The following is a 17,671-nucleotide window of genomic DNA, read 5'->3' on the forward strand; positions in this document are numbered from 1 at the left end:
GCGGCGCAACCGTGCCTGATGGCATGGATGGCGAGGCGCTACGAGCGCCTCGGTGACCTCGCAGGCGAACCATGCCATGCTTGTACGGCTGTGGAGGATGGAGCGGGCAACGGACAGGTGCCGCGGGCGGAGGCCGGATGTGACCTGTTGTTGCGCGAGTTCATGGGGGTGGGGGCATGGCTTGGCTATTCGGCAGCACCAGAACGCGGCTCGCGTGGGCGGCCCTCGCAGGCTGCCTGTGCTGGCAGACCGGCCTGGCCGTTGCGGCCTTGGCCAATCCGGATGCCCTGATCAAGCAGATCTATGCACTGCAGGTCACGGATCACGCGCGATCCTTGCAAGTGCTGGCCCAGCTCAACCAGCAGGCCGCCAACCTGACGCCCGCCCAGCAATGGCAGATGCGCTATCTCAACGCCTGGGAGGTCATGTACCAGGGGGACTACGCCAAGTCGGAGGCCATGCTCAGTGATGTCATCGAGCGTTCCGGCAATCAGCAGTTGGCGAACCATGCCTCTGCCGCGCTGCTGAGCCAGCTCGGGGCTGCCCGGCATTACACCGAGGCGTTCGAGCTGGCCAATCGTGTCGCGGCGCGCCTGCCCCAGGTCACGGATGCCAAGGATCGCCGCCTGCTGCTGTCCAACCTGTCCCAGGTGATGGGATCCGCCGGTCAGACCGATCTGGCCGTGCGCTACGCGCGCATGGCGATGGCGACCGTTCCTGCCGGCGAAAGCCAGTGCTACCCCACTTCGATACTGGTCGAGGTGCTGTACTACGGCAAGCGGCTCAAATCCGACAGCCCGGAGCTGCAACAGGCTTTCGAGGCCTGCCCGGTGACCACGGTGTCGCTGTACAACACCAACTTGCAACTCATACTCGCCGACCTGCTCCTGCAGGAAGGGCAGCCGCGCAAGGTGCTTGCGCTGATCGACCGGATCCAGCCCAGAATCGACACCAATGGCTATGTTCCAGCCAGATTGTCGGCGTTGGTTGACAGAGCATCCGCACTGGCTGCCTTGGGCGAGGACGATGCCGCCAGGCGGTTGGCATCGGCAGTCGTCGCCGAGGGGAAATCGGGCGACATCGACGCCTGGCTGAAGGAAGCCTACGAGGTGCTCTACCGCGTCGAGAAAAAGCAGGGGAATGCCGCTGCCGCGCTCGGCAACTACGAGAAGTTCGCTGCGCTAGACAAGGCCTACCTCGACGACATCCATGCACGCGCCTTGGCGTACGAAGCGGTGGAGCAGCACGTGCTGGCGCAGAAGCTGGAGACGGAAAAGCTGAGCCAGCAGAACGCCGACCTGCGCACGCAGCAGCAACTGGACGCCAAGACGGCCGAGGCCAACCGGCTTTACCTCGCGCTGCTGCTCATGGCGCTGGGCTTCGGCGCGCTATGGATGTTCCGGCTCAAACGCTCGCAGCTGCGCTTCAAGCGACTGTCACACCTCGATGGACTGACCGCCATCTACAACCGCCAGCACTTCATGGGTGAGGCCGATCGCGCGCTGCGCCAGTCGGAGAAGCGCAAGGGCGCGGCGTGCCTGGCCTTCATCGACCTGGACCACTTCAAACGCATCAACGACAGCCACGGCCATGCCACAGGCGACCAGGTGCTGCGCCGCGTGGTGGATGCCTGTCGCCAACACCTGCGCACCGCCGACCTGTTCGGTCGTCTCGGCGGCGAGGAGTTCGGCATCCTGCTGGTGGACTGTTCTAGCGAGCAGGGCGTGGCGATTGCCGAACGCATCCGCGCCACCATCGAGGCCACTGTGGTGGAACTCGATGGCGTGATCGTGACGGTTTCCACCAGCATCGGCCTGGCCTTTACCGATGGCATCGGCCATGACTTGCATCGCCTCTGTACGGAGGCCGACGCCGCCTTGTACCGGGCCAAGCATGACGGGCGCAACTGCGTGATGACGGGTGTAGAAAGCCTGGCGATGGCCTGAGCTAAGCAATGCACTGAAATGCTGCGTCCCTCCATGCCACCGCAGGCGCAGGGAGGAAAGTTCGCTAAGATCGCCTGATGACCAACACCATTCTTCCTTCCCTGAACGTTCCCGGCCGTGGCCGCCTGGCCTGCGTGGGCCTGGGCATGACGCTGGGCTCCCACCTCACCCCGCTGGCGCGTAGCCATATCGTGCAGGCGGACGTGGTGTTCGCCGCGCTCTCCGACGCCATCGCGGAGGAGTGGTTGAAACGTATGCACCCGGACGTGCGCAGCCTGCAGCCCTACTATGCCGAGGGCAAGCCGCGCATAAAGACCTACCGTGAGTGGGTGGCGTTGATGATGGCCGAATTGCGCACTGGCAAGCGGGTCTGCGGCGTGTTCTATGGTCACCCGGGCATCTTTGCATGGTCGCCGCACAAGGTGATCGAGCAGGCCCACGCGGAAGGTTACGAGGCGCACATGGAGCCGGGCATCTCTGCCGAGGACTCCCTTTACGCCGATCTCGGCTTCGACCCCGGCCGCTACGGCTGCCAGCACTTCGAGGCCAGCCAGCTGCTGTACTGCGAGCGGCGCATCGACCCGGCCGGTTATCTAGTGCTGTGGCAGGTGGGGGTGATCGGCAACCGTTCGGTGGGGCGTTTCGACGCTGGCCTGGCCTACCGGGCACTTTTGGTGGAGCGGCTGGGGCAGGACTACCCGCTGGAACATGAAGTCATCATTTATCGCGGTGCCACCTTGCCCATTGAGCGGCCGCGCATCCAGCGCATTACCTTGCGCGAACTGGCCGAGGTGCCGTTGACCGCCGAGGAAACCGTGGTGCTTCCCCCAGCCGTGACCTTGCAGCCGAACCGTGCGATGCTGGAGCGGCTGCAAACGCTGGATGCAAGGGAGAAGGAAGGCGCAGCGGCCTGAGGCGAGATGGTGCGGCGCGGTAGTGCTGCCCGAATATAAGGAAACAGGGGAACAAGATGACCGATACGATTGAATTGCTTGAAGCCATCGGCAGCGATGCGTCGCTGCGCTACGCCTCGGCTGACATATTGAATGGAGTGTTGGAGCAGACGCATGCCAGCGCCGAACTGATGACGGCCGTGGCAGCGGGTAACGGCGCGTCGCTGCGGGTGGAACTGGGCATCCAGCAAGTGCCCCAAACTCCCCAGTCACCGACTCAGCTTCCCGGGCAGGAGCCCGACGAAGAGGAGGAAGAGGAAGCTCCGCAGTCGGAGCGCTGCCACTCCGACCATCCGTCGTCCTTGTCCTTCCAGTGAGACGTGTCACCCTGACGCCCGCTGGTGTGCAGCATGTTCCGGTGGCCAATTAGCCTGCGGAGATGCGCTGCACGCATAGGCTTTGCCAGCTGTTTGTGCTGGCAAGTGGGCTTTGCTGCCACGCCCATCGCAGATCCGGATGCCTTTCTCAAGCAGACCCAGGATCTGCAACTCAAGAATCACCTCAGATATCTTGAGCAACTGGCCCAACTCAATCAACAAGCATCCAGCCTGACACCGGACCAGCAGTGGCGCCTGCGATTCCTGAATGCCTGGGAGGCCATGTACGAGAGTGACTACGTCAAGTCAGAGGCTTTGCTTCAGGACATCATCCGGCGATCCGGTGATCCGGCGTGGGTGGATCGTGCATCTGCTTTGCTGCTGGGCCAACTTGGACTCACCCGGCGTTACACGGAAGCATTTGAGCTAGCCAACCGCGTCGCGGAGCGCTTGCCACAGGTGACGGATACGAAGATTCGTTCGACCCTGTTGGTGAACCTGTCGAGTACCTTGGGCTTGGCCGGACAGGCCGACTTGGCTGTGCGCTATGCGCACATGGCTTTGGCTGCCATTCCTGCGGGGGAGGGTTCGTGCCGGACCTTTGCCTTTCTAGTCTCGGCGCTCTACAACGGCCAGAGGCTCAAGCCTGATAGCCCGGAGTTGCAACAGGCTCTAGATACTTGTCCAGCGGCTAGTGAGCCGGTGTACCACACGCAACTGGTGCTAACACTCGCCGATCTGTATGCGAACGGAGGGCAACCGCGCAAGGCGTTGGCGTTGCTCGACAGCATCGAGTCCAGCCTGGAGGCCAACGGCTATGTTCCAGCCAAATTGTCGGCTCTGGTAAACAGGGCGCAGGCGTTGGCCGCCCTGGGCGACGATGATGCTGCCAAGCAGGCGGCGTTGGCCGTGGTTGCCGAGAAGAAATCGAGTGATATCGATGCGTGGCTGAAAGACACTTACGAGGTGCTTTACCGCATCGAGAAAAGGCAGGGCCATACCGCCGCTGCCCTCGACTATTACGAGAAGTTCGCTGCACTGGACAAGGCCTACCTCGACGATACTCATGCGCGAGCCCTGGCCTATGAAGCAGTGCAGCAGCATGTGTTGTTGCAGAAGCTGGAGACCGAAAAGCTGAGCAGGCAGAACGCCGGGTTGCGCGCGCTGCAGATGCTAGATGCCAAGACGGCAGAGGCCCACCGGCTTTACCTCGTGCTGCTGCTTATGGCGCTGGGCTTCGGTGCGTTGGCGATGTTCCGGCTCAAGCGCTCGCAACTGCGCTTCAAGCGGTTGTCGCACCTCGATGGCCTCACCGCCATCTACAATCGCCAGCACTTCATAGTCGAAGCCGAGCGCCTGCTGCACCAGCTTGAGAAGCGGAAAGGCGCAGCCTGCGTGGCCATCATCGACCTCGACCATTTCAAGAGCATCAACGATACCTATGGCCATGCCATGGGAGACGAGGTGCTGCGTCGCGTGGTTATTGCCTGCAATCAACACCTACGCACCGTCGACCTGTTCGGCCGCCTCGGCGGCGAGGAGTTCGGCATCCTGCTGACGGATTGTTCGCACGAGCATGGTATGGCGATTGCCGAACGCATCCGAGCGGCCATCGAGGCCACCGTAGTGGAACTCGATGGTGTGATCGTAGCCGTTTCAACCAGCATCGGCGTTGCTTTCACCGATACCGCCGGACACGACTTGCACCACCTTTGTTCCGCTGCCGACGCGGCGCTGTACGGTGCCAAGCGGGGTGGGCGCAACCGTGTGGCGGCCAGCGGCGTCGAGGATCTCGTGGCAGCCTGACGAAGGGCGTGCCCATTTCTGGTCTTTTGCGGACAGGGAAAGAAAGCTAGGCCAGCATGGGAATCCGCCGGCTCGCCGGGGAGGCCATAGAAATCTGATGACTCCGGGAGTCCACCGGCCACCTGGCGCAGGTGTATGGGGAACACAAGCGGAACTTCGTGAGGCAAAGTTTTTGGGCGCGGGGCTATTTTGTCTCGACGGTGGAGCGCGACGAAGAGAAGAAGTGATCCGAGCGTACATCCGCAGCCAAGAGGCCGAGGATCACCGGTTGGAGCAATTGAAGCGACTGCGATGACGCCCGTCACCGAAAGGTGGGGCCTATGGCTGGGGTTGAGTTAGCGATCCCGATTCAGCCTCTTTGAGCGGCTTACACAGCTAAAACCCCAGCTTTGCCGGGGGATACTTGCCTTGAGATCGCCTCCGCCAGCTATTCGTGGAGTGTTTCGATACTGCTCCGACCTGCCGTGCTCTGCTGGAGCGGCTGTGAAAGATGGCCAGCCAGAGCAGGGGATTGCTGTCCATCGGGGTCACGCTGTGTGCCGAGCAACCATGCGTTGCCTTGTATGGACTAATTGAAGCGCTCATCGCCGCCGAGGAAATCGGGGGGCATCGTGACCTTGCAACCGAACCGTGCCATGCTGGAGTGGCAACAGGCATCCGGATGCGGCGGCTTAGGTTGACATCGCGGTCCAGATTCTGGGACTGGGCCGTGAAGGCGCCTTGCGATCAAGGGAACGGGGGGAGAACATGGCTGATACGATCGAATTGCTGGAAGCCATCGGTAGCGATGCATCGCTGCGTTATGCGCAGGTCGATGAATTGAAAGCCGTGCTGGAACAGACTCAGGCGAGCGTCGAACTTACGGAGGCGGTGGTTCAGGGCGATGGCGCGTCGCTGCGCAAAGAATTGAAGCTCCAAGAGACAACCCAGGTGCAGCAGACGCACGCACCGGGTCACGAGGGAGACGACGACGGTGAATGCGATCCTCCCAAGCCGGAGCGTCACCCGCCCGAAAGATCGCCATCGCAACCGCCCGCAAATACGTCTCATTGAGCCGAAGCCTGGCAAGTGAAGCCATATGCTTCGGCGACCAAGCAATTGGGGGCAATGGGTAGCAGGCGCGACCTTCGCAGGTTGCCTGTGCTTGCAGGCTGCTTTTGCGTCGACTTCCGCCACCGATCCGGACGCGTTGCTCAAACAGACCTGGGATCTGCAGGTCACGGATCATTCGCGTTCCTTGCAATTGCTGGCTCAGCTCAATCAGCAAGCCTCTAGCCTGACGCCGGATCAACAATGGCACCTGCGTTTTCTCAACGCATGGGAGGCCAAGTACGAAAGCGATTATGAAAAGTCGGAGGCGCTGCTCAAGGATATCGCGCTGCACTCCGGCAATCCGCAGTTGGCAGATCGCGCTTCAGCCATGCTGTTGAGCCAGTATGGAATTACCCATCGTTACACCGAGGCGTTTGATCTGGCGGACCGGCTTGCTGTGCGGTTGCCGCAAATTACCGATGCCAAGGTTCGCTATTCACTACTTCTGAATCTGTCGCAAGCGATGGGTTTGGCTGGCCAGACGGACTTGGCCGTGCGTTATGCGCACATGGCGATGGCGACCGACCCCGCGGTAGACAGTCGATGTTATGCAACCGCGATTCTGGTTGAAGTGCTCTTCAATGGTCACAGACTCAAGCCCGACAGCCCGGAGCTTCAGCAGGCGTTTGAGGCTTGCCCGGTGGCTACGGAGCCGCTTTATAACACGGGTATTGCTGTTGACTTGGCTGACCTGTACGCCCATGGGAAGGAGCCGCGTAAGGCGTTGGCTCTGCTCGACCAGATCCAGTCACGTGTGGATGTTTCTGGCTACGTTTCCAACAAGCTGACCATGCTGGAGATAAGAGCAAGGGCGCTGGATGCTTTGGGCGAGGATGATGCTGCCCGGAAGGCGGCGCTTTCCATCATCGCGGCGGGACGGTCGAGTGACTTCGATTTGTGGCTGAAGGATGCATACGAGGTGCTTTATCTCATCGAGAAAAAGCAGGGAAATACTGCTGCTGCACTCGATTATCACGAGAACTTTACGGCGCTGGACAAGGTCTACCTCGACGATATCCACGCGCGTGCGCTGGCTTACGAAACGGTCCAGCAGCGTGTACTTTTGCAGAGACTGGAGACGGAAAAGCTGAGCGAGCAAAACGCCGGCTTGCGCGCGCGGCAGAAGCTGGACGCGAAGACCGCCGAGGCTAACCGGCTTTACCTTGTGTTGCTGCTCATGGTGCTGGGTTTCGGTGCGGTGTGGATGTTCCGGCTCAAGCGTTCGCAACTGCGCTTCAAGCGGTTGTCGCACCTCGACGGTCTGACCGCCATCTCTAACCGCCAGCACTTCATGAGTGAAGCCGGGCGCGTGTTGCACCAGCTGGAGAGACGGAAGGGCGCTGCCTGCGTGGCCATCATCGACCTCGACCACTTCAAGAGCATCAACGATACCCATGGCCATGCCATGGGCGACGAAGTGTTGTGCCGCGTGGTTGAAGCCTGCAAGCAGCACCTACGTACCGTCGACCTGTTCGGCCGCCTCGGCGGTGAGGAGTTCGGCATCCTGCTGGTGGATTGCTCGCGTGAGCAGGGCGCCGCCATCGCGGAGCGCATGCGCGCCGCCATCGAAGCCACCGTGGTGAAGCTGGATGGTGTGATCGTGACGGTGTCCACTAGTGTCGGGCTGGCTTTCACCGACACCACCGGCCACGACTTGCATCGCCTTTGCACCGAGGCTGATGCCGCGCTGTACGGCGCCAAGCGCGGCGGCCGCAACCGCGTGATGGCTGGAGCAGAGGATCTCGCCGCGGTCTGATCCGTCGTGACGGTTCGGCCCGTGTACGCCGGCTGGTGCGTTTTTACGTTTCGTCGCCCTGCATCGACTTGAGCAGTTGGAACAGCTCGCGGTATGCACGTGGCGGTTTGTTCGGCGTGGTTTTTTCGACGCGTGCCTGGCGGATCAAGGCACGCAGGTGCTGACGGTCCACGCCGGGGTGCTGCTCGATCAGTTCCGAAGCCGCCGCATCGCCATCGTCGCCCAACAGGCGTTCGCGCAGCGCTTCCATGCGATGCATCGCGGCCGTCTCCTGCCGCTGGCGGTCGCGGTTCTCGCCCAGTGCGGCGCGCACCGAGTCGAAGGCCTCGGTGTCGTGGCGGCGCATCAGCTTGGCGAGAAAGGCCAGCTCGCGCTTGCGCGCGATGTGCGAGGTGATGCGGCGCAAATGGGCGATCTCGTCGCGCACGTCGTCGGGCAAGTCCAGCTTCGCCAGTCGTGTCGGCGGCAGCTCGACCAGTTGGTTGGCCAGCTCCAGCACGGCCAGCGCGTCGCGGCGCTGTTGCGTGCGGGTGGGGCCGTAGTCGTGATCGGGGTCGTCGGTGTAATTGCGGTTCATTGGTTTTCCAGCAGGCGCGGGCTTTCGAGCAAGCCAGGTTCGGCCTGTTCCAGCGCGAAACGGGGCAGGCGCGCGCCGTCCACGGTGACGCTTTCGGCAAACATCGCCGCGGGGCGCACCCACAGGCCGTGCTCGCCGTACAGCGCCTGGTACACCACCAACGATTCTTCCGTCTCGCTGTGGCGTGCGGTGCCCAGCACGCGGTAGCGCTGGCCCTTGTAGTGGCGGTAGAGGCCGGGGACGACCGACATGCGCTGTGGCTCCGCGGTACGTTGCGGGTGGGCCATGGCGCCCCCATGTGGAGACGGCACGGCGCGGATCGTGCATTCTACCCGTTTGTATCCAACCCGTTGACTTGCCTGAGAGCTTCCCGTGAGCGAGATTGCCACCAGCACCGACCGCAGCCTTGAGGAACTGGACCGCCTCGCCAACCTCGCCGAGGACGTGATCCGTCGCGCCCGCGCGGCCGGCGCCAGCGCCGCCGAGGTGGCCGCAAGCATCGATACCGGCCTCAACGTGAACGTGCGCCTGGGCGAGGTGGAGACGGTGGAGCACACCCGCGACCGTGGCTTCGGTCTCACCGTCTACTTCGGCCAGCGCAAGGGCTCGGCCAGTACGGCCGACCTCAACCCCGATTCGATCCAGGCCACGCTGGACCAGGCCTGCGCCATCGCCAGGTTCACCGAGGAGGATCCGGCCGCGGGTCTGGCCGATGCCGCGCGCATGGCCAGGGATTTCCCCGACCTCGACCTGTGGCACCCCTGGGCCATCGATACCGCAGAGGCCATCGAGCTGGGCCGGCGCATCGAGGATGCCGGCCGCGCGCATGCGGGCATCGCGAACTCCGACGGTGCCGGCGTGCAGGCAGGCGAGAGTCTGTCGGTATACGCGAACTCGCATGGCTTCCTGGGCCGCGAGCGCGGCACGCGGCATTCGCTGTCGCTGTCGTTGATCGCAGGTGAAGGCGAGCGCATGCAGCGCGACTATTGGTACGACAGCGCGCGCGACGCCGGTGATTTCATGAGCGCCAAGGCGCTGGGCGACAAGGCCGCCGAGCGCACGCTGGCGCGCCTGGACGCACGCAGCTTGACCACCCGCGAATGCCCGGTGCTGTTCGCGCCGGAGATCGCGCGCGGGCTGGTCGGCCATCTGGTCGGCGCGGTGAGCGGCGGCGCGCTGTATCGCCGCGCCAGCTTCCTGCTCGACCATGCCGGCAAGGCGATCATGCCGGCATGGCTGCATATCGACGAAAAGCCGCATTTGCAGCGAGGTCATGCCTCGGGCAACTTCGATGCAGAAGGCGTGGCCACGCGCGACAGCGCACTGGTTGAGGGTGGCGTGCTGGCGCGCTACGTGCTGGGCAGCTATTCGGCACGCAAGCTCGGCCTGCAATCCACCGGCAATGCCGGCGGCATCCATAACCTGCGGGTGGCGCCCGGCGCGGCCGACGGCGAGGCCAGCGACTTCGCGGGCATGCTGCGCCGGCTGGGTACCGGTCTGCTGGTCACCGAGGTGATGGGGCAGGGCGTGAACACCATCACCGGTGATTACTCGCGCGGTGCGGCGGGCTTCTGGGTGGAGAACGGCGCAATCGCCTACCCGGTCGAGGAAATCACCATCGCCGCGAACCTGCGCGACATGTACGCCGGCATCCGCGCTGTCGGTGCGGATGTCGATCCGCGTTCGCACATCCTGTGCGGTTCGATCCTGGTGGACCGGATGACAGTGGCGGGCGGCTGATTCCTGCGGCATGCTCTCAGGCGCTTGGTCCATGCGCGATGCGCGCATTCCATTAACCGGGAGGATTGCTCATGAGTACACCGTCGGATCAGATGCCGCCATCGCCGCCCGCAACCACCGAGGCCAGCAGCGACGACCGCAACCTGGCAATGATCACCCACCTGTCGGGCTTCCTGCTCAGCGTGATCGTGCCGTTGATCGTGTGGCTGGTGCACAAGGATCGCGCCGACAAGGCTTACCTGGTGCGCGAGGCCAAGGAGGCGCTGAACTTCCAGATCACCATGCTGCTTGCCCACCTGGTCTGCTGGATCCTCGTCTTCATCGTGATTGGCGCGTTTCTTGGCGTGCTGGTGTGGATTGCGAACCTGGTGTTCTGCATCGTGGCCGCGGTCAAGGTCAGCTCGGACGGCAGTTATCGCTATCCGTTCGCGTTGCGCCTGGTGAACTGAGCCACCGGTTCCGCTGAAACGAAAAGGCCCGCCATTGGCGGGCCTTTTCGTTTGGGCTCAACGTTGCCGTTGCGCAGCGTAGTGCGCCAGCTCGACCAGCAGTCCGCCGCGTGCGCCGAATGGCGCGACGGCATCGAGCGCCATGGCGGTGAGTTCGGCCACGCGCGCGCGCGAGGCGTCGAGTCCGATGATCGAGGGGAAGGTGGGCTTGTCGGCGGCGGCGTCCTTGCCGGCGGTCTTGCCGATCACCGCGGATTCGCCTTCCACGTCGAGGATGTCGTCGCGCACCTGGAATGCCAGGCCCACGGCGGCGGCGTAGCGGTCCAACGAGGCGAGCGTGGCTTCATCCGCGCCGGCGGCCAGTGCGCCGAGCTGCACCGAGGCGCGGATCAGCGCGCCGGTCTTGCAGGCGTGCATGTGTTCCAGCTCGGCCAGCGTGAGTTTCCTGCCTACCGCGGCGAGGTCCAGCGCCTGGCCGCCGGCCATGCCTTCGGCGCCGCAGGCACGGCCCAGTGCGTGCAGCATGCGCATGCCGATGGCTGCGCCGGGCGACGCACCGGGTGCGGCCAGCAGCTCGAAGGCCAGCGCCTGCAGAGCATCGCCGGCGAGTATCGCCATCGCCTCGCCGAACGCGATGTGGCAGGTGGGACGGCCGCGACGCAGGTCGTCGTCGTCCATCGCGGGCAGATCGTCGTGCACCAGCGAGTAGGCGTGGATCAGTTCCACCGCGCAGGCGGATGCGTCGAGCGCGGTGTCTTCGCGGCCCAGTGCATGGGCAGCGGCATAGACCAGCAACGGGCGCAGGCGCTTGCCGCCGCCCAGTACGGCGTAGCGCATGGCGCGATGCAGTTCGACGGGTGCTTGTTCGGCGTTGGGCAGCCGCGCGTCCAGCGCCTGTTCGGCGCGACGGATCAGCGCTTGCAGTGCCGGCCCCAGTTCAGTGTTCGGGTTCAAACGGTTCGGCGCGGTCAGGGGCTTCGGGGTCGAGCAGCAGGCGCACACGCAGTTCGGCTTGCTCCAGCGCCTGCTGGCAGTGGCGGTACAGGCCGATGCCGCGCTCGAAGGAGGCCAGCGATTCGTCCAGGCTTTGCTGGCCGCCTTCCATCTTCGCCACCAACTGTTCCAGTTCGTCCAGCGACTGCTCGAAATCGGCTGCTGGCGGCGTCTTGGCGGCGGGGGAAGCGGTCTTGACCATGGGCCGCAAAGCTAGCGCAGCGCAGGTCTCGAATCAATCGCCGGCACGATGCCTCGTGATGCTGCCTCCGGCCCGCAAGAGCCTTCGATATGGCGCCACGCGTTTGGGTAGACTTGATTTCGATATATCTAAATACTATCTTATGAATCATCCCACGAACCGCTTGGACCACGGATAAGGTCCGGCAACGGAGTTCCTGTGCCCCAATCCTCCACATCGCATGCCGGCGACACGACCGGCATGGGCTTTTCCGGCTACCAGAAATTCGTGGTGGCCGTGCTGGCTTTCCTGCAATTCACCATCGTGCTGGACTTCATGCTGCTGGCGCCGCTGGGAGCCATCGTCATTCCGGCGCTCAAGATCACCCCGGGCCAATTCGGCGACGTCGTCTCGGCCTATGCGTTTGCCGCGGGCGTCTCGGGCATCGCCGCCGCGGGGTTCGCCGATCGTTTCGACCGGAAGAAGCTGCTGCTGGTTTTCTATGCGGGATTCATGGTCGGCACGTTGTGCTGCGCGCTGGCGCACAGCTATGTCGCGTTGCTGCTGGCACGCATGGTGACCGGCTTGTTCGCCGGCGTCGTCGGTGCCGCGTCGATGGCGATCGTCACCGACCTGTTTCCCCTGTCGATGCGTGGCCGCGTGATGGGCTTCATACAATCGGCCTTCGCAGCCAGCACCGTGCTCGGCCTGCCGATGGGGCTGGAGCTCTCCAGCCGCTGGGGTTGGAACGCGCCTTTCTTCATGGTCGTGGTGGTGTGTTCGGTGGTCGGCGTGGCGATCCTCGGGCGCTTGCGTCCGGTCAACGCGCATCTGGCGTTGCTGCCGGATCGCCATCCGTTGCATCACCTGCTGCACACCTTGCGGGAACGTTCCTATCTGATCGGCTTCGTCACCACCGCCATGCTGACAGTCGGCGGTTTCCTGCTGATGCCGTATTCCACGTTGTTCATCGTGCACAACATCGGCATTCCGGTGGAACAGTTGTCGCTGGTGTACCTGATCACGGGGCTGGTGTCGGCGGTCATGGGGCCGCTGATCGGCCGGGCCAGCGATGCGTTCGGCAAGTTGCGCGTATTCGTCTTCGGTTGCGCGATGACCATCGTGATGGTGCTGATCTACACGCGCCTCTCCAACGCGGGCCTCTGGATGCTGATCGTGGTGAGCGCGCTGCTGCAGATCGGCATCTTCTCGCGCATGATTTCCTCCTCCGCGCTGATGTCCGCGTTGCCCAAGCCGGCCGACCGTGGCGCCTACATGTCGATCAGCTCGTCGTTGCAGCAGATGTCAGGCGGCTTTGCGGCCATGCTTGGCGGCATGGTGGTGAAGGAAGCCAGCGACGGCCGCCTGCTGCGTTTCGAGGTGCTCGGCGACGTGCTGGTATGCACCACGCTGCTGTCGCTCGTGCTGATGTATTTCGTCAACCGTCGGGTGGGTGGCGCCACGATGTCGCCCGCTCCGGGCCTGGTGCAGAAAGCTGGTCAGGAGTCGTGACGGCCTGAGATCGTGAACAGGCTCCGGGGCCGCTGGATTGCCAGGCCTATCCGGCCGGTTGCCAGCGCAGGCGCGCGCCGACTTGGCCGAAGAGCGTTTCCGCGCGTTCGCCCAGCCAGCGATCGGCTACGGCAATCAGTTTCTCGCCTTCGTAGAGCAGGGGACAGGCGTCGCGCTGCCATGGCGGGACCGCGCCGGACTGGAAAAGTGCTCGCAGTTCGCGGGTATGGCGATCGCCGGCAGGTTTGATGCGTTCGCCGCCGCTGCGCATGCGCACGCTCAGCGCGAAGGGAAGCCGGGAAGGCGGTTCGAGGCTCAATTTCCCGCCGTCGGGCAAGACGAGCGGGTCGCCGTGCCAGGTAGCCTGCCAGCCCGCAGCGACGGCGGGGCGCGGAATGCGTGCCCACAGTCGTCCTTTCCAGACATGCAGTTCCACGCCAGGCCAGCGGATGCAGGGCAACTGGCCGGCGCGCGCACCGCATTGCCGCTCGATCTGCGCGCGCTGCGCAGTAGTGGGGGCGGTCAGTCCGCGACCGTGCAGCCAGTAGGTCAGCAGCGGTTCGCGCAACGCGGGCGCGAGCGCCAGCCAGCCGACTGCGTCAAGGCTGCCGTTGGCCTCGTCATGCAACGCTGCGTAGGCCGTCAGCCATTCCGCGCGCAGCGTGTCCGCGGCGGCGCGGCTGAGCGCAGCGCTGTGCAGGATGGAGTCCACCGCCTGGGGCCAGTGCGCTGCGAGACGCGGCAGGATGTCGTGGCGCAGGTGGTTGCGGGCAAGCCGGGTGTCGGAATTCGTAGGGTCATCGATGTAGGCGAGGCCATGCGAGGCAATGTAGTCGCGCAGTTGCGCGCGCGTGACGGTGCCCAGCAGTGGCCGCCACAATTCGCCACGACCCAGTGTGCGCCGCTCGCGCATGCCTCCCATGCCCTCCGGGCCGGCACCGCGCAGCAATTTCAGCAAAACAGTTTCGGCCTGGTCGTCGCGGTGGTGCGCCATCAACAGGAGCTCGCCGTCGCGGACCTGTGCCACGAAGGCGGCGTAACGCGCATGGCGCGCGGCAGCTTCCACGCCCTCGCCGCGCTGCGTTTCAACCTGCACGCGCACCACGTCGCAATCCACGCCGAGGTCACTGCAGAAGCGCCGGCACTGTTCGGCCCACGCTGCGCTCTCCGCGTGCAGGCCGTGGTCGACATGCAGCGCGCGCAAGCCGCGCGCGCGTGCTGCCGGCAACTGTGCCAACGCATGCAGCAGGGCGGTGGAGTCGGGGCCGCCGCTGAAGGCCACGCAGAGCGCAGCTCCGGGCAGGTCCGTCAGTGCAGTGCGGAGGTGGCCGGACAGCGAAGGCTTCACTTCTTGCCGCTTTGGGGGCGCACGTAGATGTGCTTGCCATTGCCGATATGCCGCTCTTCGGTCTCGAACAGGCCAATGCCCTTGATGAGCCCGCTGAGCTTGGCGTAGCCGTAGTTGCGCGAGTCGAAGTCGGGCGACTGCTTGTTGAGGATGCTGCCGACCGGACCGAGGCCGGCCCAGCCGGACTCGTCGGAGGCCGCCTCGATGGCCCCGCGCAGCAGGTTCATCAGGCGCGTATCCCCACGCAGTTCCTTGGCCGAACGAGGCTTGGGCGCTGCCTCCGCTTCACCTTCGTCGGCGCGAACCAGCACATCGGTGTAGATGAACTTGTCGCAGGCGGTGCGGAACGGCTCGGGCGTCTTGCGCTCGCCGAAGCCGTACACGGTGAGCCCGGACTCGCGGATGCGCGAAGCGAGCCGGGTGAAGTCGCTGTCGCTGGAGACGATGCAGAAGCCGTCGAAACGGCCGGCATAGAGCAGGTCCATCGCGTCGATGATCATCGCCGAGTCGGTGGCGTTCTTGCCAACCGTGTAGCGGAACTGCTGGATGGGCTGGATCGAGTGGCGCAGCAGCACATCCTTCCAGCCGTTGAGGTCGGGCTTGGTCCAGTCGCCGTAGATGCGCTTGACGTGTGCGGTGCCGTACTTGGCGATTTCGGCGAGCAACCCCTCGACGATGGCCGGACGGGCGTTGTCGGCGTCGATCAGTACGGCGAGCTTGTCGTGGGCCATGGCAGATCCCCAGGGCGGCTGGCTATGACAGCGATGGTAGCGCGTTACCGCTCCGGGCCGCTCACTGCAGCAAACCGTCCTTGCGCAGGTGAGTACGCAGCAGCTCCATGTCGTGGCCGCTCCACTTGTCCGCCAGTCGTCCTTGCCGGAACACGTAGAAGGTAGGCATGCTCCAGTCGTCCAACATCGACCACTCGTTGTCCTGCCATGCAATATGGATGGGTTGGTCGGGAAAGAGACGGTTCCACTCGGCGGCGTCCGCGAAGGGCGTGCTTTGGCTTGCCAGCCAGATCGCATGCTTGGCGAACAGCGGACGCAATCGGGCATCCACCAGCAACGCGGTGGGTTGTCCGGGTGGAAGCAAAGTCGTCGATGACACGGCCGGAATGGCATCGACACTGATGCCGGGATGACCTTGGGCAAGCATCGAAGCCTTGCCCAACTGGCGCGTGGTGACGAATGCCGCGTAGAGGCCGGTGTAATCCCGATCGTCCACCATGCCGCGGTGCTGCAGTTCTGCCAGGTCAGCCTGCAAGTCGGAGATGTTTCCGGCGCTCGGCTGCGTGGATAACGCGTATTCGGCGGCTCGCTTTAGCAGGCGCAGGTCGGGCTTGCTTGCGCCACGCAAACTGTCGGGGCGTTGCAGGTGAGAGAACAGATCCGTGTAATGCCGACCGATTCCGGCACGACGTTCGACGTCGGGCAGGACGGGATCGGGCTCGCGCAGCATCAAGGCATCGAAGCGTTGCTCAATCGCGCTCTCCGGACAGTTGTCGACGGCGCAACCGCGCGCCTTGGCGTCCTCGGTTCGTTCAGCCTGGCGGCGTGCGCGTTCGACGAGCGTGAGTCCATGGCCCCGGGCATAGGCCTGGACATCGAACAATGACAGCAAGCGGACTGCCTGCTCGTGGGTCAGTTCATTGTCGATATCGTCGAGGGGGACTCCGCCCAAGCCTCGCCTCCCCCAAATCAGTTCGCCAAGGAACCGTTTGCGACCGCCGGACGACAAAGGCGCCAGCGGAGTGTTCGCGATGGGTATGTCACGAAGATAGCGATTCAGCTCTGCCTGCGAGCGGACCGTCAATGGCGTTGCCTGAGTGGAAGCGGCAGCGGCCAGAACAGGCACAAACAGCGCCACCGCAAAGAGGCGAATGAGGTGGCTCAAGAGAACTCCTCGCGTTGAAGCTTCGAGCGTGGGGTGTAGCGCCGGTCTTACTCCTGGAACGCGCCGTAGCTCCGCAGGCGCTTGTAGCGCTGCTCAAGCAGGGCATCGACCGGCAATGGCGCGAGCTCGTCGAGCTGGTTCATCAGCACGGCCTTCAGGCGGATCGCCATCGAGCGCGGATTGCGATGGGCGCCGCCCAGCGGTTCGCGGATCATCTTGTCGATCAGGCCCAGCTCAAGCAGGCGCGGCGCGGTGAGGCCCAGCGCCTCGGCGGCGTCCTTGGCGCGCTCGGCGCTGCGCCAGAGGATGGTGGCGCAACCTTCCGGGGTGATCACGGAGTAGGTGGAGTACTGCAGCATGTTGACGCGGTCGCCCACGCCGATCGCTAGCGCGCCGCCGGAGCCGCCTTCGCCGATCACGGTGCAGATGATAGGCGTCTTGAGATCGGCCATTTCCAGCAGGTTGCGGGCGATGGCCTCGCTCTGGCCGCGCTCCTCGGCGCCGATGCCGGGGTAGGCGCCCATGGTGTCGATCAGGGTGAGCACGGGCAGGCCGAAGCGCTCGGCCATTTTCATCAGGCGCAGCGCCTTGCGGTAACCCTCGGGGCGCGGCATGCCGAAGTTGCGCCTGAGCTTGCCCTTGGTATCGCGCGCCTTCTGGTGGCCGACGATCATCGCCGGGCGGCCGTTGATGCGGCCGAGGCCGCCCACGATGGCGCCGTCGTCGGCGTACATGCGGTCGCCGGCCAGCTCGTGGAACTCCTCGCACATCACGCCGATGTAATCGAGCGTGTAAGGCCGCGCGGGATGGCGCGACATCTGCGCGATCTGCCACGGGCTGAGGTTCTTGAAGATGTCGTTGGTCTTGAGCTTGAGCTTTTCGCGCAGCCGACCGACTTCCTCGTCGATGTTGAGCGCCTGACCGTGGCTGGTATGGCGCAACTCTTCGATCTTCGCTTCGAGTTCGGCGATGGGTTGTTCGAATTCGAGGAAGTTGGGATTCATTCGCCGAGGTTCATGGCATGGAAGCGCGGAAGTATAGCTGGCGCGGGGAAAACGGGAGAACGGCGGCGTATGGCGGGCGCATCGTGTGCGGTGCGGCGGTC

Annotated in this window: 17 protein-coding genes and 1 pseudogene; 10 read left to right on the plus strand and 8 right to left on the minus strand. The window is 64.2% G+C overall.

Translation table 11 applies throughout. The features are described 5' to 3' along the window. Positions 1-176 precede the first annotated feature (176 nt). The 7 genes and pseudogenes from IHE49_RS01515 (at position 177) to IHE49_RS01545 (ending at position 7,870) form a co-directional block, all read left to right on the plus strand. Positions 177-1,946 (plus strand): GGDEF domain-containing protein, encoded by a 1,770-nt coding sequence (locus tag IHE49_RS01515; protein ID WP_192154273.1) that lies wholly within the window; start codon positions 177-179, stop codon positions 1,944-1,946. A gap of 77 nt (positions 1,947-2,023) precedes the next feature. Next, complete coding sequence (locus IHE49_RS01520) at positions 2,024-2,860, plus strand: SAM-dependent methyltransferase (RefSeq protein WP_192154275.1); 837 nt, start codon at positions 2,024-2,026, stop codon at positions 2,858-2,860. Between the two features lie 56 nt (positions 2,861-2,916). Next, positions 2,917-3,216 carry a hypothetical protein gene (locus IHE49_RS01525; protein WP_192154277.1) on the plus strand — a complete coding sequence of 100 codons (300 nt, stop codon included), beginning with the start codon at positions 2,917-2,919 and terminating at the stop codon, positions 3,214-3,216. A gap of 105 nt (positions 3,217-3,321) precedes the next feature. Next, positions 3,322-5,022, plus strand: coding sequence for a diguanylate cyclase (locus IHE49_RS01530; protein ID WP_343227520.1), 1,701 nt, complete (start codon positions 3,322-3,324; stop codon positions 5,020-5,022). Positions 5,023-5,129: 107 nt separating this feature from the next. Next, positions 5,130-5,317 (plus strand): annotated as a pseudogene (locus IHE49_RS01535) (transposase); the annotation flags it as partial. Positions 5,318-5,769: 452 nt separating this feature from the next. Then, positions 5,770-6,075 carry a hypothetical protein gene (locus tag IHE49_RS01540; protein ID WP_192154279.1) on the plus strand — a complete coding sequence of 102 codons (306 nt, stop codon included), beginning with the start codon at positions 5,770-5,772 and terminating at the stop codon, positions 6,073-6,075. A gap of 91 nt (positions 6,076-6,166) precedes the next feature. Further along, complete coding sequence (locus IHE49_RS01545; protein WP_192154281.1) at positions 6,167-7,870, plus strand: GGDEF domain-containing protein; 1,704 nt, start codon at positions 6,167-6,169, stop codon at positions 7,868-7,870. 43 nt (positions 7,871-7,913) lie between these two features. Here IHE49_RS01545 and yjgA read toward each other — a convergent pair whose 3' ends face one another. Both yjgA and IHE49_RS01555 read right to left on the minus strand, forming a co-directional pair. Beyond that, positions 7,914-8,447 (minus strand): ribosome biogenesis factor YjgA, encoded by a 534-nt coding sequence (yjgA, locus tag IHE49_RS01550; protein ID WP_192154283.1) that lies wholly within the window; start codon positions 8,445-8,447, stop codon positions 7,914-7,916. Further along, positions 8,444-8,698: a DUF1653 domain-containing protein gene (locus IHE49_RS01555; protein ID WP_192154285.1), complete on the minus strand. Its 255-nt coding sequence runs from the start codon at positions 8,696-8,698 to the stop codon at positions 8,444-8,446. The genes yjgA and IHE49_RS01555 overlap by 4 nt, the downstream gene beginning before the upstream one ends. A 121-nt stretch (positions 8,699-8,819) precedes the next feature. On the opposite strand from IHE49_RS01555, the gene pmbA reads away from it, so the two are divergent. Together pmbA and IHE49_RS01565 are read left to right on the plus strand one after the other, a co-directional pair. Beyond that, positions 8,820-10,187 (plus strand): metalloprotease PmbA, encoded by a 1,368-nt coding sequence (gene pmbA / locus IHE49_RS01560; RefSeq protein ID WP_192154287.1) that lies wholly within the window; start codon positions 8,820-8,822, stop codon positions 10,185-10,187. Positions 10,188-10,258: 71 nt separating this feature from the next. After that, positions 10,259-10,636, plus strand: coding sequence for a DUF4870 domain-containing protein (locus IHE49_RS01565; RefSeq protein ID WP_192154289.1), 378 nt, complete (start codon positions 10,259-10,261; stop codon positions 10,634-10,636). Positions 10,637-10,693: 57 nt separating this feature from the next. Here IHE49_RS01565 and IHE49_RS01570 read toward each other — a convergent pair whose 3' ends face one another. Beyond that, on the minus strand, positions 10,694-11,590 hold the full coding sequence (locus IHE49_RS01570; RefSeq protein ID WP_192154291.1) for a farnesyl diphosphate synthase: 897 nt from the start codon (positions 11,588-11,590) through the stop codon (positions 10,694-10,696). Next, entirely contained in the window at positions 11,574-11,831 is a 258-nt protein-coding gene (locus IHE49_RS01575) for an exodeoxyribonuclease VII small subunit (RefSeq protein WP_192154293.1), read from the minus strand. The genes IHE49_RS01570 and IHE49_RS01575 overlap by 17 nt, the downstream gene beginning before the upstream one ends. Before the next feature lie 198 nt (positions 11,832-12,029). On the opposite strand from IHE49_RS01575, the gene IHE49_RS01580 reads away from it, so the two are divergent. Further along, positions 12,030-13,322, plus strand: coding sequence for an MFS transporter (locus IHE49_RS01580; RefSeq protein ID WP_343227521.1), 1,293 nt, complete (start codon positions 12,030-12,032; stop codon positions 13,320-13,322). A gap of 46 nt (positions 13,323-13,368) precedes the next feature. Here IHE49_RS01580 and tilS read toward each other — a convergent pair whose 3' ends face one another. From tilS to IHE49_RS01600, 4 genes are all read right to left on the minus strand, one after another. Next, positions 13,369-14,670, minus strand: coding sequence for a tRNA lysidine(34) synthetase TilS (gene tilS, locus IHE49_RS01585; RefSeq protein WP_192154295.1), 1,302 nt, complete (start codon positions 14,668-14,670; stop codon positions 13,369-13,371). Further along, positions 14,667-15,401, minus strand: a complete 735-nt coding sequence (locus IHE49_RS01590; RefSeq protein WP_192154297.1) for an NYN domain-containing protein — start codon at positions 15,399-15,401, stop codon at positions 14,667-14,669. The genes tilS and IHE49_RS01590 overlap by 4 nt, the downstream gene beginning before the upstream one ends. A gap of 61 nt (positions 15,402-15,462) precedes the next feature. Further along, positions 15,463-16,566: a hypothetical protein gene (locus IHE49_RS01595; protein ID WP_192154299.1), complete on the minus strand. Its 1,104-nt coding sequence runs from the start codon at positions 16,564-16,566 to the stop codon at positions 15,463-15,465. Positions 16,567-16,613: 47 nt separating this feature from the next. Beyond that, the gene (locus tag IHE49_RS01600; protein ID WP_192154301.1) at positions 16,614-17,570 is read right to left on the minus strand and encodes an acetyl-CoA carboxylase carboxyltransferase subunit alpha; all 957 of its coding nucleotides are present in this window, start codon (positions 17,568-17,570) and stop codon (positions 16,614-16,616) included. Positions 17,571-17,671 lie beyond the last annotated feature (101 nt).

The sequence above is a fragment of the Rhodanobacter sp. 7MK24 genome, from assembly GCF_014842995.1.
Taxonomy (GTDB): Bacteria; Pseudomonadota; Gammaproteobacteria; order Xanthomonadales; family Rhodanobacteraceae; genus Rhodanobacter_A.

Excerpts from the sequence above, each read along its gene's own strand:
- IHE49_RS01515 (WP_192154273.1), top strand. The coding sequence starts at position 177 with ATGGCTTGGCTATTCGGCAGCACCAGAACGCGGCTCGCGTGGGCGGCC.
- IHE49_RS01520 (WP_192154275.1), top strand. The coding sequence starts at position 2,024 with ATGACCAACACCATTCTTCCTTCCCTGAACGTTCCCGGCCGTGGCCGC.
- IHE49_RS01525 (WP_192154277.1), top strand. The coding sequence starts at position 2,917 with ATGACCGATACGATTGAATTGCTTGAAGCCATCGGCAGCGATGCGTCG.
- IHE49_RS01540 (WP_192154279.1), top strand. The coding sequence starts at position 5,770 with ATGGCTGATACGATCGAATTGCTGGAAGCCATCGGTAGCGATGCATCG.
- yjgA (WP_192154283.1), bottom strand. The coding sequence starts at position 8,447 with ATGAACCGCAATTACACCGACGACCCCGATCACGACTACGGCCCCACC.
- IHE49_RS01555 (WP_192154285.1), bottom strand. The coding sequence starts at position 8,698 with ATGTCGGTCGTCCCCGGCCTCTACCGCCACTACAAGGGCCAGCGCTAC.
- IHE49_RS01565 (WP_192154289.1), top strand. The coding sequence starts at position 10,259 with ATGAGTACACCGTCGGATCAGATGCCGCCATCGCCGCCCGCAACCACC.
- IHE49_RS01575 (WP_192154293.1), bottom strand. The coding sequence starts at position 11,831 with ATGGTCAAGACCGCTTCCCCCGCCGCCAAGACGCCGCCAGCAGCCGAT.
- IHE49_RS01590 (WP_192154297.1), bottom strand. The coding sequence starts at position 15,401 with ATGGCCCACGACAAGCTCGCCGTACTGATCGACGCCGACAACGCCCGT.
- IHE49_RS01600 (WP_192154301.1), bottom strand. The coding sequence starts at position 17,570 with ATGAATCCCAACTTCCTCGAATTCGAACAACCCATCGCCGAACTCGAA.